The following is a 21,604-nucleotide window of genomic DNA, read 5'->3' as shown; positions in this document are numbered from 1 at the left end:
AGATTCTTGTTCATTTTGCAAAGACCTCCAGCAATCGGGGCGCAATTCTATCCAGTGGGCGAATTTCAACAGCAGCATCAATCGCCGCCGCCGCTTTGGGCATGCCATACACCGCCGAGCTCTGTTGGTCCTGGGCGATGGTCAAATATCCTTGTTCGCGCATCAGCTTGAGGCCCTGGGCGCCGTCGCGCCCCATGCCGGTGAGCAACACGCCGACGGCGTCACCGTTCCAGTGGCTGGCGACGCTTTCGAAAAATACGTCGATCGACGGCCGGTAAATCTCGTTCACCGGCTCTGCGGTATAGGCTAGCGTGCCATTTTTCAACAAGCGAATATGGTGGTTGGTGCCGGCCAGCAATACCACGCCGGGTTGAGGCGGCTCGCCTTCACAGGCCAGGCGCACCGGCAGGCCGGAAGCGCTGCTCAGCCATTCGGCCATGCCGGCGGCAAACACCTGGTCCACATGCTGCACCAGCACGATGGCGGCGGGAAAATCCCGGGGCAACCCCTTGAGCAGCACTTCCAGAGCCGCCGGCCCACCGGCGGAAGATCCAATCGCCACCAGCCGTTGACGCTTGCCAGTGACCCTCTGCGGCGGGGTTTCGGCACGCACCCGCGTGCCGCGCTGGCCGATCAGCCAGCCAATATTGAGGATCTTGCGCAGCAGGGGCGCCGCCGCATCCTTGGGGTTGCCCACGCCCAGTGCCGGGGTGTCCACCACATCCAGGGCGCCATGGCCCATGGCTTCAAATACGCGGCTGACGTTGGCCTGGCGGTCGACAGTGACAATCACAATCGGGCAAGGCGTGTCGGCCATGATCTGGCGGGTGGCCTCCACACCGTCCATCACCGGCATGATCAAGTCCATCAGGATCAGGTCCGGGGTCAGCTCGGCGCAACGCTGCACCGCTTCCAGGCCATTGCTGGCCACCCACACCACCTCGTGGGCGGGCTCGTAACTCAGGGCGCGGCGCAAGGCCTCCACCGCCAGGGGCATGTCATTGACGATCGCAATCCTCATGCCCGGGCGCCTCCAATCAGTTCAACCACGGCGTCGAGCAAGGCGTCGTCATGGAAACTGGCTTTGGCTAGATAATAGTCGGCCCCGGCGTCGAGGCCACGGCGGCGGTCTTCTTCACGATCCTTGTAGGAAACCACCATCACCGGCAACGATTGCAGGCGACTGTCACGGCGCAAAAGTGTGACCAATTCAATACCGTCCATGCGAGGCATATCAATATCCGTGATAAGCAGGTCGAAGTCCTCGGAGCGCAATGCGTTCCAGCCATCCATGCCATCGACCGCCACGGCAACTTCATAACCACGGTTGAGTAACAATTTGCGTTGCAGCTCGCGCACCGTCAGTGAGTCGTCCACCACCAGCACACGCTTGCGCGGCGCTTCGGTGGCCTGCTGGCTGCGCCGGGCGATGCGCTCCAGGCGGCCGGTGTTGAGCAATTTGTCCACCGAGCGCAGCATGTCTTCGACGTCGACGATCAACACCACGGAGCCGTCATCGAGCAGGGCTCCGGCGGAAATGTCCTGGACCTTGCCCAGGCGATCATCCAGTGGCAACACCACCAGGGTGCGCTCGCCGATAAAGCGCTCCACGGCAATCCCGTACACGGCATCGCGCTCGCGGATCACCACCACTTTCAAGGTATCTGACGGGGTCTGCCCCGGCGGGCGCTGCAGCAACTGGCTGGCGGCAACCAGGCCGACATGACGGCCCTCATGCCAGAAGTGCTGGCGGCCTTCCAACTGCACGATATCGTCGGGGGCCAGGTCGCACATGCGTTCGATATGCGCCAGGGGAAAGGCATAGGCTTCTTCGCCGACCTCCACCACCAGGCTGCGCACCACGGACAAGGTCAACGGCACCTCCAGATGGAAGCGACTGCCCTGCCCTGCTGTCTGTTCCAGCACCACCGCGCCGCGCAACTGGCGAACCATGTGCTGCACCGCGTCCAGGCCCACACCGCGCCCGGACACTTCGGTGACCTTGTCACGCAGGCTGAACCCCGGCAGGAACAGGAACGTGAGCAGTTCTTCTTCGCTCAGGCGCAGGGCCGTTTCCACCGGCGACAAATTCCGGTCGACAATGGTGCCGCGCAGGCGCTCGAGGTCGACACCGTTGCCGTCATCGCTCAACTCCAGCACCAGCAGCCCGGCCTGATGGGACGCGCGCAGGCGAATCAAGCCTTCGGCCGGTTTGCCCGCCAGCACGCGCTGCTCAGGGGTTTCGATACCGTGGTCGACCGCATTGCGCAATAAATGGGTGAGCGGGGCCTCGAGTTTTTCCAGCACGTCACGGTCGACCTGGGTCTTTTCGCCCTCGATCTCCAGGCGCACTTGCTTGCCCAGGCTGCGACCGAGATCACGCACCATGCGCACCTGGCCGGCCAGCACATCGGCAAACGGCCGCATGCGGCAGGCCAATGCGGTGTCGTAGAGCACCTGGGCGCGCTGGCCGGCCTGCCAGCCGAACTCATCCAGCTCGGCGTTTTTTTCCGCCAGCAGGGCCTGGGCTTCACTCAGCAGGCGACGGGTATCGGCCAGGGCTTCCTGGGCTTCCAGGTTCAAATCCAGGGATTTGAGCTGGCCATCCAGGGCGTCGAGGGCACGCAAGCTGTTGCTCTGAATGCGCTTGAGCCGCTGCAGACTGGCCAGGTATGGCTTGAGCCGCTGGGTTTCCACCAGGGATTTGCTGGACAAGTCCAACAGGCTGTTCAAGCGCTCGGCTGTGACCCGCAGCACACGCTCGCCGCCTTCGGTCATGCGCTTGTTCTGGCGCGGCGCTTCACTGCCGAGCGGTGGCGCGGGCTCCAGCTCAGGCTCCAGCAGCAAGGCGTCAATCCGCGGCGCGGAGATGGGCTCGGTTTTTGGCACCGGCGTGGCAATCGGCTGCGAGGGGTCGAGCAAGCGCTCCATCAGCGCAACGTACGCCTCGATATCCGCCGGCCCCACATCGTTGCCCGGGGTGGCGATACGCATCAGTAGGTCGGTGCCTTGCAGCAACGCGTCGATATGTTCAGGTTGCAGGTACAGGCGGCCTTCCTGGGCGCTGACCAGGCAGTCTTCCATGACATGGGCCACGCTGACCCCGGCATCCACGCCGACAATCCGCGCCGCCCCTTTGAGTGAATGCGCGGCGCGCATGCAGGCTTCGAGCTGGTCGGCCTGGGTCGGGTTGCGCTCCAGCGCCAGCAGGCCCGCGCTCAGCACCTGGGTCTGCGCATCGGCTTCCAGGCTGAACAGTTCCAACAGCGAGGCATCGCGCATCTGGTCGGGGGTCATGCGAGGCTCCGGGTCACGGCGGACAACAATTGCGCTTCGTCCAGCCAGCGCAGGCTGCGGCCTTTCCACTGCAACACGCCTTGGGTGTAGCGGGCGCTGGCCTGGGTACCGGAAACCGACGCGGCCTTCAAGGTACGCTCATCAATGGCGTGGATGCCGTCTACCTCATCCACCGGTACCACGACCGGGCCGTCCTGGGCAGCGATGATCAGCATGCGCGGCATGATCCGCCCGCCGCTGGCGCCGGTACTGGTGCTGTCCAGGCCCAACAGTTCCACCAGTGACAGGCATGCCACCAGCGCCCCGCGTACGTTGGCCACGCCCAGCAGCGCCCGGGAGCGCTGGTGCGGCAGCGAGTGAATTGGCTGCAACGGCGCCACTTCCACCAGGCAGCGGGTGGCGATACCGAGCCATTCTTCGCCGAGGCGGAACATCAACAGCGAACGGGTGACCACCTCGTTATCCGCTTCGGCAGTTGCCTGCGCGTGATGGTCGTCCTGTTGCAGGGCGTAGCGGTCAAGCAGGCGCGTGGCGGCGGCGGAATACACCGAGCAATTGCGGCAGTGGATGTGCTCGGCCAACAACGGGCAGGACTTGTCGCCATGAATACCGATGCGGTTCCAACAGTCGTCAATGGCTTGGCTATCGGTCAGCGTCAGGTCCAGGCCTGCGGTGTCGAGCACGTCAGGGCTACTCATCGTTTGGACTCACTGTCAGCTCGCTCGCTACGGGCGGCGCGTGCCTGAAGACGACGCGCGCCGGCACTGTCGCCCTGGGACTCGAGCAACGCGGCCAGGTGCATCAGGGCCTGGGGATGCTGCGGTTCCAGATACAGGGCTTTTCGATAGTACCCCTGGGCCTCCAGGGCACTGCCAGCCACATCGCTGAGCAGCCCCAACCAGTAAAACACCTGGGCGGCCGGTGGGTGGCTGCTCAAATACCGCTCGCAGGCCGCACGGGCCTCGGCACTTTTGCCCTCGTTGGCCAGGGTTGCGATCTGGCTGAGCAGATCCCCGGCATCGGTAGGCACTACTTTGACCGGTGGCACGTGGGGGCTGACCGTGCTGAACGGCCGCGGCTTGAGCGGTATCGGCGCCGCCCTGCGCTGCGGTAGCGGCGCGGGCGTCGGTTTGACCACAGGTGCTGGCGGCGGGGTCGGTTCAACATGCCGACTGAAAGCAAAGGACTGCGGCACACCGATGGAGCGCATGCCGTGGCGCCCCAGCAGGCTGCCCTCGGCCGGGCCGATAAACAGCACGCCGTCTACGTGAGTCAACGCCTTGAGCACATCAAAAACTTGTTTCTGGGTCGGCTGGTCGAAGTAGATCAGCAGGTTGCGGCAGAACACAAAATCGTAGGTTGGCTCGTTCGCCAGCAGTGCCGGGTCCAGCAAGTTGCCGACTTGCAGGCGCACTTGTTCGCGTACCCGGTCGGCGATGCGGTAATTACCTGCGTCTTCAGTGAAGTGGCGGTCACGAAACTCAAGGTCGGCGCCGCGAAACGAGTTCTTGCCGTACACACCCCGACGCGCGCGCTCCACCGAGAGCGGGCTGACGTCCATGCCCTGCACTTTGAACTGGTGGGGCGCCAAACCCGCATCGAGCAAAGCCATGGCAATCGAATAGGGCTCTTCGCCGGTCGAACACGGCAGGCTGAGAATACGCAGGGCGCGCAGCTGATTGATCTCGGCCAGACGCACCTGGGCCAGGCGGGCCAGGGTGGCAAAGGATTCGGGATAGCGGAAAAACCAGGTCTCGGGGACGATCACCGCTTCGATCAGCGCCTGCTGCTCGTCATGGGAGGTTTGCAGGTGTTGCCAGTAAGCCTGCGCCGACGGCGACTGGGACGACTGGCAGCGCTGGCGCACCGCGCGTTCGATAATCGCCTCGCCCACCGAAGCGACGTCCAGGCCGATGCGTTCTTTCAAAAACGCGAAAAACCGCGGGTCATTGCTCATAGGCTCAACTCGGCGGAAAACAGCAAGGCGCGCACTGGCGCGGTCAACAGATCCGCAACGCCAATCCACTGCATCAAGCCCTGGGCATCTTCACGCACCGGCCCCAGGTACGGCGCCTGCCGGTTGTCCAGGCCATAGGGCTGGAACTCGGCGGGGTCGCAACGCAGGGTGTCGGTGGCCTGTTCCAGGATCAGCCCCAGCCAACGCGCTTCACTCCAGGGCTGCGGTTGATAATTGACCAACACCAGGCGCGTACTGGTGCGCGCCTGGGCCGAAGTGCCGAAGGTCAGCGCGCTCAAGTCGATGACCGGCACCAGCACCCCACGATGGGCGAAGATACCCGCCACCCATAAGGGCGCTTGGGCGATAGGTTTGAGCGCCAGGCGCGGCAGCACCTCGGCCACTTCGGTGGCCTTGAGGGCAAAGCGTTCGTTGCCGATGCGAAACACCAGGAACAACGCCTTTTTCGCTGCCGGGACGGCACCGCGTTTAGCCGCGAGCTCGCTCATCAGACTTTGAAACGCGAGACGCCGCTGCGCAGACCGACCGCAACCTGGCTCAGTTCATCAATGGCAAAGCTGGCCTGACGCAGGGATTCGACGGTCTGGCTGCTGGCATCGCCCAATTGCACCAGCGCGTGGTTGATCTGCTCGGCGCCGGTGGCCTGGGCCTGCATGCCTTCGTTGACCATCAACACCCGCGGCGCCAAAGCTTGTACCTGATGGATGATCTGCGACAGTTGCTCGCCCACTTGTTGCACCTCAGACATGCCCCGGCGCACCTCCTCGGAGAACTTGTCCATGCCCATCACCCCCGCCGACACCGCCGACTGGATCTCGCGCACCATCTGTTCGATGTCGTAAGTCGCCACGGCGGTCTGATCGGCCAGGCGGCGCACTTCGGTGGCAACCACGGCAAAGCCGCGCCCGTATTCACCGGCTTTCTCTGCCTCGATGGCCGCATTCAGGGACAACAGGTTGGTCTGGTCGGCCACCTTGACGATAGTCACTACCACTTGGTTGATGTTGCCGGCCTTCTCATTGAGGATCGCCAGCTTGGCGTTGACCAGGTCGGCAGCCCCCATCACCGAGTGCATGGTCTCTTCCATGCGGGCCAGGCCCTGCTGGCCGGAACCTGCTGCTACCGAGGCCTGATCGGCGGCGGTGGACACTTCGGTCATGGTGCGGACCAAGTCTTTGGACGTGGCGGCGATTTCGCGGGAAGTGGCGCCGATTTCGGTGGTCGTCGCTGCCGTTTCGGTAGCAGTCGCCTGCTGCTGCTTGGAAGTCGCGGCAATCTCGGTGACCGAGGTAGTGACCTGCACCGATGAACGCTGCGCTTGGGACACCAGGGCTGTCAGCTCGGTCATCATGTCGTTGAAGCCGGTTTCAACCGCGTTGAATTCGTCCTTGCGCTCCAGGTTAAGGCGCTTGCTCAGGTCGCCGGTGCGCATGACTTCGAGGATTTGAACGATGCGCTGCATCGGCGCCATGATCGCGCGCATCAGCAACAGGCCGCACAGCGCGGCGGCGAGAATCGCCAGCAACAGCGAGACGCCCATGCTGATCTTCGCGGCCGCTACCGCATCATCAATGGCGGCGGTGGCGTTGTCGGCGACCTGTTTGTTCTCATTGATAATGTCGTTGAGCTTCATGCGGCCTGCGGTCCAGGCGGGGGTCAGTTGCTCGTTGAACAACCGCAGCGCTTCGGCTGCGTTATTGCTCTGATGGGCCGCCAGGACCTGGGCGAGAATCTGGTTGTAGTTCTGGTGCAGTTTTTCGAAGGCATCGAATTCGGTGCGATCCTGGGTGATATTGATCGTCCCTGCGTAGCTGGCCATATGTTGCTCAAGCCGCGCTTCGAAAGACTTGTAATCCTGTTTGTCGGTTTCGGAAATACCCTGATTCTCGTGGATGCCGACCAACTCCTGGGTTTGCAGGTAGCTGTCGACCCAGGCGCTGCGAATCATCGAGCTGAAAAACACCCCGGGCACCGCATCGTCTCGGACTGAGTTTTCGCTGATTTCGATTTTCAGCAGGCGCGAATACGAGACCACGACCATCAGCAGCATGATCGCGATAATTACCGCAAAGCTCGCCAAAATCCTTTGGCGCAGGGTCCAGTTCTTCACAGTAATTCCTCGCAGGGCCATTCAAATGGAGGGGAGTATAGCTGAGCGGCTGCGCGCTTTTATCAAGGCTTTTGATGTGCAGTGCACAGAATGCAGATGTGCTTGCGTTGGCCATAGGTATCTACACAATTTTGGTACGGCGCTGGACCTGTGGCGAGGGAGCTTGCTCCCGTGGCGGCCTGACTGCCGACGCATCTCTACCTGACACCCCAGGATCCAAATGTGGGAGCTGGCTTGCCTGCGATGACGGCCTTCCAGCCGACACAGCTATACCGAGTACATATCCATTCCTGCGGTAACGGCCACTTAGGGTTCCGCCCTGACGGCGGCTCACTTTGCAAAAGCGGCAAAGTAAGCAAAACGCTCTTGCCCCACCACTCGGCACCTCGCCTAGGCTCGGTGTGCCCGTAATCCGCCAGTGATTTGGGGGGCCGCCGCCACGCGCCATCCATGGCGCGGGGCGGCTAAACCGGCATCCCTGCCGGTTTACCCCCCAAATCCCTGTCGAATTCCGGCCAGCGTGGTTTGACGGGGCGCCTAAGATCAAGATCAAAAGCAGATCAAGAGCAAGAGCAAGAGCGGTTCGCTTCGCATCGTGGTTACGGTGTGGGTACCTATGCCGCGATGGGGTGAGTCAGTCGGAAATAGAGTGACTGGTCTAGCGCATTCGCGAGCAATGCCCGCTCCCACAGGTTTGACTGGCGTGTGGCCCTATTTACGCGTTAAGCCGTACTTGTTTTTCCAACTCCAGCTTCAAGCCTGGTTCAAGTTTCAGCTGGCGGGCCAGTTCGTCCAGGTAGGCTTTTTCCATGAAGTTTTCTTCGTCCACCAGCATCACGCTGGCGATGTACATTTCGGCGGCCATTTCCGGGGTGCTGGCGGCGCGGGCGACGTCGGTGGGGTCCAGGGGTTTGTTGAGTTCGGCGTGTAGCCAGTGTTGCAGTTCCTGGTCGTTATCCAGCTTGGTAAATTCGCCTTCGATCAAGGCGCGCTCGCGCTCATCCACATGCCCGTCAGCCTTGGCCGCGGCTACCAGTGCCTTGAGAATGCCCTGGCTGTGTTGCTCCACCTGGGCCGGTGGCAGACGGTCGATGGTTTGCGGCTCGCCTTGGGGGGCGCTGGCCTGTTGGGCTTGCCAGTTGCCGTAAGCCTTGTAGGCAATCACACCGAGTGCGGCCAGGCCGCCGTAGGTGAGCGCCTTGCCGCCGAATTTGCGTGCTTTCTTGTTACCCAGCAGCAAGCCCATGGCTCCCGCTGCCAGGGCGCCGCCGCCGGCACCGCCGAGCATGCTGCCGAGCCCGCCACCGCTGAGCAAGCCGCCGAGGGCGCCCTTGTCATTGGACTTGCGTTGGCCGCCGGCCTTGTTTTGCAACATGTCCTGGCCAGACTTGAGCAACTGATCGAGCAATCCACGGGTATTCATTCGTAGCCTCCAGACACTTGGGTTCGTAGGACCAATAGGCCTCCAGCGTAAGGCTAAGTGCCAAAAAGCCGCGATCTAGAGTGCTTCCAGATGTAACGTTCTACTGCGATGCTGGAAATGTCTTGTTGCACATGCAACGCCATCATCCCGCCATCAATCAATTTGCCTTGTTCATCGAACCGCTTAAGCTATCCGGCGTCTGTTTATTGTCCGTTGCGTTTGGCCGAAGGCATGTCCGAACCGTTATTTCTGATCCGCTACGTGCCAGGAACGGCGCGGGATTTGCTCACGACAGGTTGTCTCTATGCACCGCAGGAATTTGCTCAAAGCATCCATGGCCATTGCGGCTTACACCGGTTTGTCGGCCAGTGGCCTGCTGGCCGCGCAGGCCTGGGCCGGGAATCGGGCTGCCGATGGCAAGGCCGTGGCGTTCGATTTCGAATCGCTCAAGGCCCAGGCCAAGCAATTGGCCACCCGTGGCTACCAGGACACTAAGCAGGTGCTGCCGCCGACCCTGGCCACCATGACCCCGCAGAATTTCAACGCCATTGGCTATGACCGTAACCATTCGCTGTGGAGGGAGTTGAACGGCCAACTGGACGTGCAGTTCTTCCACGTCGGCATGGGTTTCAAAACGCCGGTGCGCATGCACAGCGTCGACCCCAAGACCCGTGAAGCCCGCGAAGTGCACTTTCGCCCTTCGCTGTTCAACTATGAAAAAACCACGGTGGACACCCAGCAACTGACCGGCGACCTGGGTTTCTCCGGTTTCAAGCTGTTCAAGGCGCCGGAGCTGGACCGCCATGATGTGCTGTCGTTTCTCGGCGCCAGCTACTTCCGTGCGGTGGATTCCACCGGCCAGTACGGCCTCTCGGCGCGTGGCCTGGCGATTGATACCTACGCGAAAAAACGCGAGGAATTTCCCGATTTCACGCAGTTCTGGTTCGAAACCCCGGACAAGAACGCCACGCGTTTTGTGGTCTACGCCCTGCTCGACTCGCCAAGCGCCACCGGCGCCTATCGATTCGACATCGACTGCCAGGCGGACCAAGTGGTGATGGCGATCGACGCGCACATCAATGCGCGCACCGCCATCGAACAATTGGGCATCGCGCCTATGACCAGTATGTTCAGCTGCGGCACCCATGAGCGCCGCATGTGCGACACCATCCACCCGCAAATCCACGACTCCGACCGCTTGGCCATGTGGCGCGGCAACGGCGAATGGGTCTGCCGGCCCCTGAACAACCCGGCCAAGCTGCAATTCAATGCGTTCGCCGACACCGACCCCAAAGGCTTCGGCCTGGTGCAGACCGACCATGAGTTCGCCAGCTACCAGGACACCGTCGACTGGTACAGCAAACGCCCAAGCCTGTGGGTTGAACCGACCACGGCCTGGGGCGAAGGCTCGATCGACCTGCTGGAAATCCCCACCACTGGCGAAACCCTGGACAATATCGTGGCCTTCTGGACCCCGAAAAAGCCCGTGGCCGCCGGTGATTCGCTCAACTATGGCTACAAGCTGTACTGGAGTGCATTGCCGCCGGTGAGCACGCCGCTGGCACAGGTCGACGCGACCCGCTCGGGCATGGGCGGCTTCACCGAAGGCTGGGCACCCGGCGAGCATTATCCGAAGGTATGGGCGCGGCGCTTTGCCGTGGACTTCAAGGGCGGCGGCCTGGATCGCCTGCCGGCGGGCACCGGCATCGAGCCTGTGGTGACCTGCTCCCACGGTGAGGTAAAGGACTTCAGCGTGCTGGTGCTGGACAACATCAAGGGTTACCGCATCCTGTTCGACTGGTACCCCACCAGCGACAGCGTGGAGCCGGTCGAGCTACGCCTGTTTATTCGCACCCAGGACCGCACCCTAAGTGAAACCTGGCTGTATCAGTACTTCCCGCCTGCGCCAGAGCAACGCAAGTACACCTGATGCCACACTGCACGATCATTCCCACGCAATAACGTGGGAATGATCGGATTTGGCTCAGAACCGCGACACGCTTTTCATCGCGCCAATCAGATAGCGCATCGCCACCTGATCGCTCTCGGTCAGCGCCCGGTATTGCGCCAGCAACTCCATTTCATCTGAACTCAACCTTCGACCCCGCAAGGACATCCGGCGGCTCAGAAAAGACGCCACCGCACCCGCTACGCCATAGGACTTGGCCATGGACCGCTACTCCTGATATCAGTCAAACACTCCTGGTGCCCATTTCCCAACTCCCGAGAAGCGCAACGGCTTCGCGGACCAACCGCCTGTCTCCCTGGGCCAGAAGTCGGGCTTACCCTTAGCGTAGAAACTATCTCATCATTCGTGGGATTTTTTTAGAGTATTAACTTAAAAAATAACGTCGGTAATAAAAACCTACAGCGATTGCTCACAGGGTGGCCGATATCGGCTGCGCAACGCCTACAACGCGCGCAAGAAAAAACCCACCGTATCAGGGTGGGTTTGGCACAGAGGTGAACAGGGTCAATCCCGCAGGTCTGACTCATGGATCGGCTGATCCCGGTGGGTCGCCCGTTGGTATTGCGCCGGCCAGATTGCCTTGCGCCCGCCCAGGTCATCGTCGGCGTGCAGTGGCCAGTAGGGGTCGCGCAGCAGTTCACGGGCGAGGAAGATAATGTCGGCCTGGCAGGTGCGCAGGATGTGCTCGGCTTGGGCGGGCTCGGTAATCATGCCAACGGTGCCGGTGGCCATGCCCGATTCCTTGCGCACGCGCTCGGCGAAGCGCGTTTGGTAACCGGGGCCGGTGGGAATCTCGGCATTGGCGGCAGTGCCCCCGGACGACACGTCGATCAGATCCACCCCCAGGTCTTTCAGGCGGCGCGCCAATTCCACGGTTTCATCCGGGTTCCAGCCGTCTTCCACCCAGTCAGTGGCCGACACGCGCACAAACAGCGGCAACTCCTCAGGCCACACGGCGCGCACGGCCTTGGTCACTTCCAGCACCAGGCGGATGCGGTTTTCAAAAGAGCCGCCGTAGTGGTCCTGACGCTGGTTGCTGATCGGCGAGAGGAACTGGTGCAGCAGGTACCCGTGGGCGGCATGGATTTCCACCACTTCAAAGCCTGCGGTCAGGGCGCGCTTGGCGGCGGCGACAAAATCGGCGATCACTTGCTGGATCTGTGCTTCGTCCAGTGGCTTGGGTTGGGTGTGATTGGGGTCGAAGGCGATCGGTGAGGGCCCCACCGGCACCCAGCCGCCCTCCTCCGGCTTGACGCTGCCGTGTTTGCCGATCCATGGCCGATGGGTGCTGGCCTTGCGCCCGGCATGGGCCAGCTGAATTCCGGCCACTGCGCCCTGGGCCGCGATAAACCGAGTGATGCGGCGCAATGGTTCGATCTGGGCGTCGTTCCACAGGCCCAGGTCCTGGGCGGTGATGCGGCCATCGGCGGTAACAGCCGTGGCTTCGGTAAAGATCAGCCCGGCGCCGCCCACGGCCCGGCTGCCGAGGTGCACCAGGTGCCAGTCATTGGCCAGGCCATCGTCGCTGGAGTATTGGCACATGGGTGAAACCGCGATGCGGTTGAGCAGGGTCAATTGGCGCAGGGTGTAAGGTTCGAGCAGCTGACTCATGGCGCACCTCTTCTGGGCTTCATAGGCATTTTTGTAGGAGCGAGCTCGCTCGCGAAGGCCTCACAGGGGTCGCGTTTATCCAGGATTAACGCGTGATCGTTGACGTTTTTCGCGAGCAAGCTCGCTCCTACCAGCCTAGTCGACAACCATCGTTTGCACAGGGTTCAGAAAGGAAAGCGGGAGCCGATTGCCGGCTCCCGGTAGGCAGCGCCTTACATCTCGACCTGGGTGCCCAGCTCGATCACACGGTTGACCGGCAGTTTGAAGAACCGCAGGTTGCCGTTGGCATTTTTCAACATGAAGGCAAACAACACTTCGCGCCAACGGGCCATGCCTTTGATGCGCGAGGCAATCACCGTTTCACGGCTGAGGAAGTAGGTGGTGCGCATCGGGCTGAAGTCCAGATCATCCAGATGGCACAGTTTCAGCGCTTCGGGCACGTCCGGTTCATCGGTAAACCCGAAGTGCAGGATCACCCGGAAGAAGCCTTCGCCGTAGGCATCCACCTCGAAGCGCCGCGCCGCTGGCACCCGCGGAATGTCTTCGTAAACCACCGTCAACAGCACCACCTGCTCATGCAACACCTGGTTATGCAGCAGGTTGTGCAACAGCGCATGGGGCACGGCGTCGGGCCGCGCGGTGAGGAACACCGCCGTGCCCTGCACGCGATGGGGCGGCTGTACGCGGATACTGCTGATAAAGATCGGCAAAGGCAGGCCACCCTCGTCGAGGCGTTCGACCAGCAACTGCTTGCCGCGCTTCCAGGTGGTCATCAGCACAAACAGCACGATCCCCGCCAATACCGGGAAGGCGCCGCCCTGGATGATCTTCGGCGCGTTGGCCGCGAAGAACAGGCCATCCACCAACAGGCAGCAGAGCAACAGCGGCACGGCCAGCACCGGTGGCCATTTCCACAGCAGCAGCATGACCGCCGACACCAGAATAGTGGTCATCAGCATGGTGCCGGTCACCGCTACACCGTAGGCCGAGGCCAGGGCACCGGAAGATTCGAAGCCCAGCACCAGCAGGATCACGCCGACCATCAGCGACCAGTTCACCGCACCGATGTAGATCTGGCCCTGCTCGGCACTGGAGGTGTGCTGGATATGCATGCGCGGGATGTAACCCAACTGGATCGCCTGGCGGGTCAACGAGAACGCGCCGGAAATCACCGCCTGGGAAGCGATTACCGTGGCCATAGTGGACAAGCCCACCAACGGGACCAGCGCCCAGCTCGGCGCCAGCAGGTAGAACGGGTTGCGCGCCGCCTCCGGATCGCCCAGCAGCATCGCGCCCTGGCCGAAATAGTTGAGCACCAGCGCCGGCAGCACCAGCAGGAACCAGGCGCGGGCGATGGGTTTGCGACCAAAGTGGCCCATGTCGGCGTACAACGCTTCGGCACCGGTCAAGGCCAGCACCACCGCGCCGAGGATCGCCACGCCAATACCGGGGTGAACCATAAAGAAGCGCACGCCCCACGCCGGGTTCAGCGCATTGAGCACTTCGGGTTGCTGCAAAATGCCGTACACCCCCAGGCCGCCCAACACCAAGAACCAGGTGACCATCACCGGGCCGAACAGCTTGCCGATGCGGTCGGTGCCGTGCTTCTGGATCAGGAACAGCGCCACCAGCACCACCAAGGCAATAGGCACCACCCATTTTTCCAGGCCGTCGAACGCCAGTTCCAAGCCTTCGATGGCCGACAACACTGAAATCGCCGGGGTGATCATACTGTCGCCGTAGAACAGCGCCGCGCCACACAGGCCACACACCACCAGGAAACCGCGCAATTTGGCCCGCGTGCCGGCAGCTCGCCGCGCCAACGCGGTGAGCGCCATGATCCCGCCCTCGCCCTGGTTATCGGCACGCAGCACGAACAGCACGTACTTGATCGACACCACCCAGATCAGCGACCAGAAAATCAGCGCCAGAATCCCCAGAACACCGTCATGGTTGACCTGCACGCCATACCCGCCGTTGAACACCTCTTTAAGGGTGTAGAGCGGGCTGGTCCCGATATCGCCATAAACCACCCCGACCGCCGCCACCAGCATGCCAATCGGCTTGGCTTTTGAATGCTCGGCACCTGCTGCCTGACTACTTGCCTGACCCATCAACCACTCCTGCCCTTTGACCTGAGGTCTTTTATAAACAGCGCTTCTAAGCTGACCCTAGCATGCGCTGTTTTACTTCTCGTAACAGACGTTTTATTGACCCAAGGGCTTTACCCGTGCGCAACGGCGCGAAGCATAGCGCAGCACTCGTCGCATTTCCCTGCATAAAGCTGGTCAAGTGCGTTGCCCACCGATAGAATTGCGCACTTTTTGATCAGAGGCGCACCAAGCGCCCATCCGTTGCCTTGTCGTGCACGACCGGCAGCGTCATTCAATACCGAGGTTAGACATGTCCACCACCATCGCAAAAGCCAACCCCAAGGTTGGCTTTGTTTCCCTGGGTTGCCCGAAGGCGCTGGTCGACTCCGAGCGCATCCTCACGCAATTGCGTATGGAAGGCTATGACGTCGTGTCCACGTACCAGGACGCCGATGTGGTGGTGGTCAACACCTGCGGCTTCATCGACTCGGCCAAAGCTGAATCCCTGGAAGTGATCGGCGAAGCCATCAAGGAAAACGGCAAGGTCATCGTGACCGGCTGCATGGGGGTGGAAGAAGGCAATATCCGCAACGTGCACCCGAGTGTGCTGGCCGTGACCGGCCCGCAGCAGTACGAGCAGGTGGTCAACGCTGTGCACGAGGTGGTGCCGCCACGCCAGGATCACAACCCGCTGATCGACCTGGTGCCGCCTCAAGGCATCAAGCTGACCCCACGCCACTACGCGTATCTGAAGATTTCCGAAGGCTGCAACCATAGTTGCAGCTTCTGCATCATCCCGTCGATGCGTGGCAAACTGGTGAGCCGCCCGGTGGGTGACGTGCTCGACGAGGCCCAGCGCCTGGTCAAGTCTGGCGTCAAGGAGCTGCTGGTAATCTCCCAGGACACCAGCGCCTACGGCGTCGATGTGAAATACCGCACCGGTTTCTGGAACGGCGCGCCGGTGAAAACCCGCATGACCGAACTGTGCGAAGCCCTCAGCAGCCTGGGCGTGTGGGTGCGTCTGCATTATGTTTACCCGTACCCGCACGTGGACGAGCTGATCCCGTTGATGGCCGCCGGCAAGATCCTGCCGTACCTGGACATCCCGTTCCAGCACGCCAGCCCGAAAGTGCTCAAGGCGATGAAACGCCCGGCGTTCGAAGACAAGACCCTGGCACGCATCAAGAACTGGCGCGAGATCTGCCCGGAGCTGATCATCCGTTCCACCTTCATCGTCGGTTTCCCCGGCGAGACCGAAGAAGACTTCCAGTACCTGCTGGACTGGCTGACCGAAGCGCAGCTGGACCGCGTCGGGTGCTTCCAGTACTCGCCGGTGGAAGGTGCGCCGGCCAACCTGCTGGACCTGGCCGTGGTGCCGGACGACGTCAAGCAAGACCGTTGGGAGCGCTTCATGGCGCACCAGCAGGCCATCAGCTCGGCGCGCCTGCAACTGCGCATCGGCAAGGAAATCGAAGTGCTCATCGATGAAGTCGACGAGCAAGGCGCGGTAGGCCGTTGCTTCTTCGACGCCCCTGAAATCGACGGTAACGTATTCATCGACGATGCCAGCGGCCTGAAGCCGGGTGACAAAGTGTGGTGCACCGTGACCGATGCCGACGAGTACGACTTGTGGGCTGAAAAGCGCGACTGATCGCCCGATGATAAAAAAGCCCCGCCTCTGAGAAGATGCGGGGCTTTTTTAGGTCTATCGTATTGCCCATCAACCCCGAATACAGCAAGGGACAGCGGGTATGCATCAGCATTCGGTGATTCACACACCTAAAACCAGCGACTACGCGCGCCTGGTGCAGATCTGGGAGGACTCGGTACGCGCCACCCACGACTTCCTCCCGGACAGCTATATCGAGTTGCTGAAAAACCTGGTGCTGACCCGCTACCTCGATGCGGTGATGCTGATCTGCACCAAGGACTCGCGCCAACGCATCACCGGATTCGCCGGGGTGTCGGCGGGCAAGGTGGAGATGCTGTTTATCGACCCGCACTACCGTGGCCAGGGACTGGGCCGGCAATTGCTGGGTTACGCGATCGAACACATGAATGCCGATGAACTGGACGTCAACGAACAGAACCCCCAGGCCCTGGGTTTTTACCTCAAGCAAGGCTTCGAGGTGATCGGGCGCACGGAACATGATGGGCTTGGGCAGCCTTATCCGTTGCTGCACCTGCGTTTGCAGCAACAGCAACAAGCCCGTAATGCCTGAAGTCACCCCGTGCAACGGTGGGAGCTGGCGTGCCTGTGATAGCCATAGGTATCCACACAACTTTGTAGGCTGTAGCAGCAGACGGTAACCACGATGCGAAGCGAGCCGCTCTTGATCTTGATCTTGATCTGCTTTTGATCTCAGGCGCCCCGTTAAACCACGCTGGCCGGAATTCGACAGGGATTTGGGGGGTAAACCGGCAGGGATGCCGGTTTAGCCGCCCCGCGCCATGGATGGCGCGTGGCGGCGGCCCCCCAAATCACTGGCGGATTACGGGCACACCGAGCCTAAGCGAGGTGCCGAGTGGTGGGGCAAGAGCGTTAATGAGATGGTCAGCCCGGCACGGGAACCCCGGTAAATCTAGACTTACCGGGGTTCTCACTTACTTGAGGAGACCTCTCATGGACACCTTGGAACTGCTTGGCCTGGATATTGGAAAAAGCACTTTTCATCTCATCGGGCACAACGGCAAAGGCCATGAAGTACTACGCAAGAAATTCAATCGCAATCGCTTGCTTGAGTTCGCTGCAAAACTAAAGCCTTGCACCATCGTGATGGAGTCTTGCGGCGGTTCGCACTGGCTTGCCAGAAAACTTATATCTTTCGGGCATCAAGTGAAGTTGATCGCGCCGCAACATGTAAAACCTTACGTTACCGGCAATAAAAACGACTACATCGATGCTGCTGCCATCTGTGAAGCCGCGTCCCGCCCCAGAACGCGCTACGTCGCGATCAAGACAGTGGAGCAGCAAGTGCTTTCGACCCAGCACCGCCTTCGAGAGGCGCTGGTAGGTCATCGAACTCAAACCATAAATCGCATTCATGGGTTCTTGCTTGAGTTTGGAATTGCGTTGCCTGCGACAAAAGCGGCGATGAATCAGATTCACCAAATTCTGGACGATCCTGCCGCAGAGCTGCCTCAACAGCTGAAGTGCGATATTGAATATCTGCTGGAAGAGATCAAACGGCTCACCGGGGAAATAAAGGCAATTGACCGAAGTATCAAAGAGCAAGTGGCAGCTGATGATGCGGGAACACGCTTAATGAGCATCCCCGGCATCGGCCCGATCATCGCTAGCGCGCTGCTGGCCGACATCGGGGACGCTTCCAATTTTCATTCGGCTCGAGACTTTGCCGCTTCGCTAGGACTGGTGCCGAGGCAATACTCAACAGGCGACCAAACCGTCCTTTTGAACATCAGCAAACGTGGTGATAAGTATCTTCGAAAGCTTCTGGTCCAAGGTTCGCGGGCAGTGTTGGTGCGGATCGACAAACGCAACGATGCTCTTGGAAGGTGGTGCAGAGACCTCCTTGCACGAAAGCACCCAAACAAGGTTGCCTGCGCCTTAGCCAATAAATTGGCAAGAATCGTATGGGCCGTTTTAGCTCGTGGAGGCAGCTACAACGCGCAGTTGGTGACTTGAGCGAAACACTACCGGCTTTTGCGACGACAACGATGATGACGATAAACAGCTCAGATCCTGCTTGAAAACCTGGTAAGCAAAACAGCTTTCGAAGCTGAAGCGTTTTTCAAGGACAGGCGGGAGCGACTATTCATCAAGGGCCGAGCGGTGAAACTGCCAACTATGAGCCCGGATACATTAGCGCAAGCATGCTTTACCGCTCATCGCCTGTGGTTGCAGGAGGTGGGCTGACCATACATTTGCTTACTTTTGCGCTTTTCAAAAGTGAGCCGCCGTCAGGGCGGAACCCTAGGTGGCCGTTACCTAAATAACGGATATGTACCCGGTCCAACTGTGTTGACTGCCAGGCCGCCTTCGCAGGCAAGCCAGCTCCCACATTTGGCCCGTGGCATGTCAGTTAATAATTGTTAAGGCACATGCGCTGAAATGGAGCCGGGATTAACCGGCGCCAGGCAGGTACAATAGTGGCCCCCTTTTGTTACGGCCCTTGTCATGACTGACCCCATACGCCTCTCCAAACGCCTTATCGAACTGGTCGGTTGCTCCCGTCGGGAGGCTGAGCTGTTTATCGAAGGCGGCTGGGTCTCGGTGGACGGCGAAGTGATCGACGAGCCGCAGTTCAAGGTCACTAACGAAAAAGTCGAGCTGGACCCAGAAGCCAAAGCCACCGCGCCAGAGCCGGTGACCATCCTGCTGCACGCCCCCGCAGGCTTGGACGCTGAAACCGCCATGGCCTCGATCAGCGCCGAAACCCTTTCTGAAGAACACCGCTTCGGCAAACGCCCGCTCAAGGGGCACTTTCTGCGCCTGAGCGCCAGCGCCGACCTGCAAGCCAAGGCCAGTGGCCTGCTGGTGTTCACCCAGGACTGGAAGATTCTGCGCAAGTTGACCGCCGATGCCGCCAAGATCGAGCAGGAATACGTGGTGGAAGTCGAAGGCGACATGGTTGCCCACGGCCTCAACCGCCTGAACCACGGCCTGACCTACAAAGGCAAAGAGCTGCCGGCCGTCAAAGCCAGCTGGCAGAACGAGAACCGCCTGCGCTTTGCGATGAAAAACCCGCAACCCGGCGTGATCGCGCTGTTCTGCGAAGCCGTTGGCCTGAAAGTCATCGCCATCCGCCGCATCCGCATCGGCGGCGTGTCCATCGGCAAGGTGCCAGTGGGCCAATGGCGTTACCTGTCCGGCAAAGAGAAGTTTTAAGCCGTTCCCCTTTTCCCGACACCGCCTGATTCCGGCGGTGTCATCCGTTGAATACCAGGATTGCCCACCATGATTCACAACGACGTACTGCGCAGCGTGCGCTACATGCTCGACATCAGCGACAACAAGATGGTCGAGATCATCAAGCTCGGCGGCATGGACGTGACCAAGGAAGACCTGCTGACCTACCTCAAGAAAGACGAGGAAGAAGGCTTCGTGTTCTGCCCGGATGACGTCATGGCTCACTTCCTCGATGGCCTGGTGATTTTCAAACGCGGCAAGGACGAGAGCCGCCCGCCGCAACCGATCGAAACCCCGGTAACCAACAACATCATCCTTAAAAAACTGCGCGTGGCCTTCGAACTGAAGGAAGACGACATGCATGCCATCCTCAAGGCGGCGGAGTTCCCGGTGTCCAAGCCAGAGCTGAGCGCGCTGTTCCGCAAGTTCGGCCACACCAACTACCGCACCTGTGGCGACCAGTTGCTGCGCAACTTCCTCAAGGGCTTGACCCTGCGGGTTCGTGCTTAAGCCATGAGCTATCAAGTCTCACCGGTCGGCTTCGTGCGTTCCTGCTTCAAGGAGAAGTTCGCCATCCCGCGCCAACCGCAACTGGCACCGGCTGCCCGCGGCGTGCTGGAGTTGGTGGCGCCGTTCGACCAGGGTGAGGCTGTGCAGGGGCTGGAGCAGGTCAGCCATGTGTGGCTGCTGTTCCTGTTCCATCAGGCCCTGGAAGACAAGCCACGCCTGAAAGTGCGCCCGCCACGCCTGGGGGGCAATACCTCCATGGGCGTGTTTGCTACCCGTGCAACCCATCGCCCCAATGGCATCGGCCAGTCGGTGGTGAAGCTGGACAAGGTGGAGCCGGGGCGGCTGTGGATATCCGGTATAGATTTGCTCGATGGCACGCCGGTGCTGGATATCAAACCGTATGTGCCGTATGCCGATAGCGTTGATGCGGCCACCAACCACATCGCCAGCGATGCGCCCGAACTGATCGGCGTGCAATGGCTCAAGGCTGCACTGCAACAGGCGCAAGGCCATGCCCAGCGCCTGGGTGAACCGTTGGTGGAGCTGATTGAACAGTGTTTGGCGCAAGATCCGCGGCCGGCGTACCAGGTTCCTACGTCCGAACGGGAGTACGGTGTGCGGTTCTGGGATGTGGATGTGCGCTGGCACTACCCGGAGCCGGGTATGATTTGTGTGCTGGAAGTGGTTCCGGCGCAGTAAATCGCACAAACGCAAAAGCCCGCGCTGCCTTTACAGGCAACGCGGGCTTTTCTTTGCAAACACATTCAACTGTAGGAGCGAGCTTGCTCGCGAAAAACGAGCAGGCACCGCGTTCAGTCAAGATGCCAGCGTTATCGTTGACGGTCTTCGCGAGCAAGAACTAGGCGTCCCCCTCGCTCCTACAAGTGACCCGAAGTCACTTTTCGACAAACGCACGTTCGATCAGGTAGTCACCCGGCTCACGCATCCGTGGCGAAACCTTCAAGCCGAAGCTGTTCAACACTTCGCTGGTCTCGTCCAACATGCTTGGGCTGCCGCACAACATGGCGCGGTCATCCTCGGGGTTGATTGGCGGCAGGCCGATGTCGCTGAACAGCTTGCCGCTGCGCATCAGGTCGGTCAGGCGGCCTTCGTTTTCGAACGGCTCGCGGGTCACGGTTGGGTAGTAGATCAACTTGTCACGCAGGGCCTCGCCGAAGAACTCGTTCTGCGGCAGGTGCTCGGTGATGAACTCGCGGTAGGCGACTTCGTTGACGTAGCGCACGCCGTGGCACAGGATGACTTTTTCGAAACGCTCGTAGGTTTCAGGGTCCTGGATCACGCTCATGAATGGGGCGAGGCCAGTACCGGTGCTGAGCAGATACAGATGCTTGCCCGGCTTCAAATCGTCAAGCACCAGGGTGCCTGTCGGTTTTTTGCTGATGATGATCTCGTCGCCTTCCTTCAGATGCTGCAACTGGGAAGTCAGCGGGCCATCGGGCACCTTGATGCTGAAGAACTCCAGATGCTCTTCCCAGTTCGGGCTGGCAATGGAGTAAGCGCGCATGAGCGGGCGGCCGTTGGGCTGTTGCAGGCCGATCATCACGAACTGACCGTTCTCGAAGCGCAGGCCCGGATCGCGGGTGCACTTGAAGCTGAACAGAGTGTCGTTCCAGTGATGAACACTGAGGACACGCTCGTGGTTCATGTTGCTCATGTACGGGGGACTCCTGGAAATGGGTCTGCGCCAAAGGTAAGGATGCGCAATTGCACAGCATTCTAATG

The 21,604-nt window shown here is 60.8% G+C and carries 18 protein-coding genes; 7 read left to right on the top strand and 11 right to left on the bottom strand.

From position 1 onward, the window contains the following. Nucleotides 1-10: 10 nt before the first annotated feature. From HU731_RS22095 to HU731_RS22065, 7 genes are all read right to left on the bottom strand, one after another. Complete coding sequence (locus HU731_RS22095) at nucleotides 11-1,021, bottom strand: chemotaxis response regulator protein-glutamate methylesterase (RefSeq protein ID WP_003189079.1); 1,011 nt, start codon at nucleotides 1,019-1,021, stop codon at nucleotides 11-13. After that, complete coding sequence (locus HU731_RS22090; RefSeq protein WP_186605475.1) at nucleotides 1,018-3,297, bottom strand: hybrid sensor histidine kinase/response regulator; 2,280 nt, start codon at nucleotides 3,295-3,297, stop codon at nucleotides 1,018-1,020. Before HU731_RS22090 ends, HU731_RS22095 begins: the two co-directional genes overlap by 4 nt. Beyond that, nucleotides 3,294-3,995 carry a chemotaxis protein CheW gene (locus tag HU731_RS22085; protein WP_186605473.1) on the bottom strand — a complete coding sequence of 234 codons (702 nt, stop codon included), beginning with the start codon at nucleotides 3,993-3,995 and terminating at the stop codon, nucleotides 3,294-3,296. The genes HU731_RS22090 and HU731_RS22085 overlap by 4 nt, the downstream gene beginning before the upstream one ends. Continuing rightward, nucleotides 3,992-5,254: a CheR family methyltransferase gene (locus HU731_RS22080; RefSeq protein ID WP_186605471.1), complete on the bottom strand. Its 1,263-nt coding sequence runs from the start codon at nucleotides 5,252-5,254 to the stop codon at nucleotides 3,992-3,994. Before HU731_RS22080 ends, HU731_RS22085 begins: the two co-directional genes overlap by 4 nt. Next, the gene (locus HU731_RS22075) at nucleotides 5,251-5,763 is read right to left on the bottom strand and encodes a chemotaxis protein CheW (protein WP_034126504.1); all 513 of its coding nucleotides are present in this window, start codon (nucleotides 5,761-5,763) and stop codon (nucleotides 5,251-5,253) included. Before HU731_RS22075 ends, HU731_RS22080 begins: the two co-directional genes overlap by 4 nt. After that, nucleotides 5,763-7,385 (bottom strand): methyl-accepting chemotaxis protein, encoded by a 1,623-nt coding sequence (locus HU731_RS22070; protein ID WP_003189070.1) that lies wholly within the window; start codon nucleotides 7,383-7,385, stop codon nucleotides 5,763-5,765. The genes HU731_RS22075 and HU731_RS22070 overlap by 1 nt, the downstream gene beginning before the upstream one ends. A gap of 715 nt (nucleotides 7,386-8,100) precedes the next feature. After that, nucleotides 8,101-8,808 (bottom strand): tellurite resistance TerB family protein, encoded by a 708-nt coding sequence (locus tag HU731_RS22065; RefSeq protein ID WP_186605469.1) that lies wholly within the window; start codon nucleotides 8,806-8,808, stop codon nucleotides 8,101-8,103. A 304-nt stretch (nucleotides 8,809-9,112) separates the two neighbouring features. Between HU731_RS22065 and HU731_RS22060 the strand changes: the two genes are divergently transcribed. Next, entirely contained in the window at nucleotides 9,113-10,738 is a 1,626-nt protein-coding gene (locus tag HU731_RS22060; RefSeq protein WP_186605467.1) for a glucan biosynthesis protein D, read from the top strand. A 54-nt stretch (nucleotides 10,739-10,792) separates the two neighbouring features. Here the strand turns inward: HU731_RS22060 and HU731_RS22055 are convergent, their stop codons facing one another. The 3 genes from HU731_RS22055 to HU731_RS22045 form a co-directional block, all read right to left on the bottom strand. Continuing rightward, on the bottom strand, nucleotides 10,793-10,978 hold the full coding sequence (locus HU731_RS22055) for a hypothetical protein (protein ID WP_003189066.1): 186 nt from the start codon (nucleotides 10,976-10,978) through the stop codon (nucleotides 10,793-10,795). Between the two features lie 303 nt (nucleotides 10,979-11,281). Then, nucleotides 11,282-12,388 carry an NADH:flavin oxidoreductase/NADH oxidase gene (locus tag HU731_RS22050; protein WP_161907414.1) on the bottom strand — a complete coding sequence of 369 codons (1,107 nt, stop codon included), beginning with the start codon at nucleotides 12,386-12,388 and terminating at the stop codon, nucleotides 11,282-11,284. A gap of 212 nt (nucleotides 12,389-12,600) precedes the next feature. After that, nucleotides 12,601-14,502, bottom strand: coding sequence for a potassium transporter Kup (locus HU731_RS22045; RefSeq protein ID WP_186605465.1), 1,902 nt, complete (start codon nucleotides 14,500-14,502; stop codon nucleotides 12,601-12,603). Nucleotides 14,503-14,791: 289 nt separating this feature from the next. Between HU731_RS22045 and rimO the strand changes: the two genes are divergently transcribed. The 6 genes from rimO to tsaA all read left to right on the top strand — a co-directional run bounded on the left by rimO (nucleotide 14,792) and on the right by tsaA (nucleotide 20,560). Then, nucleotides 14,792-16,132, top strand: a complete 1,341-nt coding sequence (gene rimO / locus HU731_RS22040) for a 30S ribosomal protein S12 methylthiotransferase RimO (protein WP_003231334.1) — start codon at nucleotides 14,792-14,794, stop codon at nucleotides 16,130-16,132. Nucleotides 16,133-16,232: 100 nt separating this feature from the next. Beyond that, nucleotides 16,233-16,703 (top strand): GNAT family N-acetyltransferase, encoded by a 471-nt coding sequence (locus HU731_RS22035; protein WP_186605463.1) that lies wholly within the window; start codon nucleotides 16,233-16,235, stop codon nucleotides 16,701-16,703. 401 nt (nucleotides 16,704-17,104) lie between these two features. After that, nucleotides 17,105-18,127: an IS110 family RNA-guided transposase gene (locus HU731_RS22030; protein ID WP_186609620.1), complete on the top strand. Its 1,023-nt coding sequence runs from the start codon at nucleotides 17,105-17,107 to the stop codon at nucleotides 18,125-18,127. 492 nt (nucleotides 18,128-18,619) lie between these two features. After that, nucleotides 18,620-19,330, top strand: a complete 711-nt coding sequence (locus tag HU731_RS22025) for an rRNA pseudouridine synthase (RefSeq protein ID WP_186608850.1) — start codon at nucleotides 18,620-18,622, stop codon at nucleotides 19,328-19,330. Between the two features lie 69 nt (nucleotides 19,331-19,399). After that, entirely contained in the window at nucleotides 19,400-19,861 is a 462-nt protein-coding gene (locus HU731_RS22020) for a YehS family protein (protein WP_003189058.1), read from the top strand. A 3-nt stretch (nucleotides 19,862-19,864) separates the two neighbouring features. Then, nucleotides 19,865-20,560 (top strand): tRNA (N6-threonylcarbamoyladenosine(37)-N6)-methyltransferase TrmO, encoded by a 696-nt coding sequence (tsaA, locus tag HU731_RS22015; RefSeq protein WP_186608849.1) that lies wholly within the window; start codon nucleotides 19,865-19,867, stop codon nucleotides 20,558-20,560. 196 nt (nucleotides 20,561-20,756) lie between these two features. On the opposite strand, the gene fpr is transcribed toward tsaA, so the two are convergent. Then, nucleotides 20,757-21,536, bottom strand: coding sequence for a ferredoxin-NADP reductase (gene fpr, locus HU731_RS22010; protein WP_003189055.1), 780 nt, complete (start codon nucleotides 21,534-21,536; stop codon nucleotides 20,757-20,759). Between the last annotated feature and the right edge of the window lie 68 nt (nucleotides 21,537-21,604).

The organism is Pseudomonas salmasensis (assembly GCF_014268375.2).
GTDB classification, from domain to species: domain Bacteria; phylum Pseudomonadota; class Gammaproteobacteria; order Pseudomonadales; family Pseudomonadaceae; genus Aquipseudomonas; species Aquipseudomonas salmasensis.
Note: the sequence above shows the minus strand (reverse complement) of the source record. Positions and strands in the feature narration are given on the sequence as shown.

Excerpts from the sequence above, each read along its gene's own strand:
- fpr (WP_003189055.1), bottom strand. The coding sequence starts at position 21,536 with ATGAGCAACATGAACCACGAGCGTGTCCTCAGTGTTCATCACTGGAAC.
- HU731_RS22095 (WP_003189079.1), bottom strand. The coding sequence starts at position 1,021 with ATGAGGATTGCGATCGTCAATGACATGCCCCTGGCGGTGGAGGCCTTG.
- tsaA (WP_186608849.1), top strand. The coding sequence starts at position 19,865 with ATGAGCTATCAAGTCTCACCGGTCGGCTTCGTGCGTTCCTGCTTCAAG.
- HU731_RS22055 (WP_003189066.1), bottom strand. The coding sequence starts at position 10,978 with ATGGCCAAGTCCTATGGCGTAGCGGGTGCGGTGGCGTCTTTTCTGAGC.
- HU731_RS22065 (WP_186605469.1), bottom strand. The coding sequence starts at position 8,808 with ATGAATACCCGTGGATTGCTCGATCAGTTGCTCAAGTCTGGCCAGGAC.
- HU731_RS22085 (WP_186605473.1), bottom strand. The coding sequence starts at position 3,995 with ATGAGTAGCCCTGACGTGCTCGACACCGCAGGCCTGGACCTGACGCTG.
- HU731_RS22045 (WP_186605465.1), bottom strand. The coding sequence starts at position 14,502 with ATGGGTCAGGCAAGTAGTCAGGCAGCAGGTGCCGAGCATTCAAAAGCC.
- HU731_RS22035 (WP_186605463.1), top strand. The coding sequence starts at position 16,233 with ATGCATCAGCATTCGGTGATTCACACACCTAAAACCAGCGACTACGCG.
- HU731_RS22075 (WP_034126504.1), bottom strand. The coding sequence starts at position 5,763 with ATGAGCGAGCTCGCGGCTAAACGCGGTGCCGTCCCGGCAGCGAAAAAG.
- rimO (WP_003231334.1), top strand. The coding sequence starts at position 14,792 with ATGTCCACCACCATCGCAAAAGCCAACCCCAAGGTTGGCTTTGTTTCC.
- HU731_RS22060 (WP_186605467.1), top strand. The coding sequence starts at position 9,113 with ATGCACCGCAGGAATTTGCTCAAAGCATCCATGGCCATTGCGGCTTAC.
- HU731_RS22090 (WP_186605475.1), bottom strand. The coding sequence starts at position 3,297 with ATGACCCCCGACCAGATGCGCGATGCCTCGCTGTTGGAACTGTTCAGC.
- HU731_RS22025 (WP_186608850.1), top strand. The coding sequence starts at position 18,620 with ATGACTGACCCCATACGCCTCTCCAAACGCCTTATCGAACTGGTCGGT.
- HU731_RS22050 (WP_161907414.1), bottom strand. The coding sequence starts at position 12,388 with ATGAGTCAGCTGCTCGAACCTTACACCCTGCGCCAATTGACCCTGCTC.
- HU731_RS22030 (WP_186609620.1), top strand. The coding sequence starts at position 17,105 with ATGGACACCTTGGAACTGCTTGGCCTGGATATTGGAAAAAGCACTTTT.
- HU731_RS22080 (WP_186605471.1), bottom strand. The coding sequence starts at position 5,254 with ATGAGCAATGACCCGCGGTTTTTCGCGTTTTTGAAAGAACGCATCGGC.
- HU731_RS22020 (WP_003189058.1), top strand. The coding sequence starts at position 19,400 with ATGATTCACAACGACGTACTGCGCAGCGTGCGCTACATGCTCGACATC.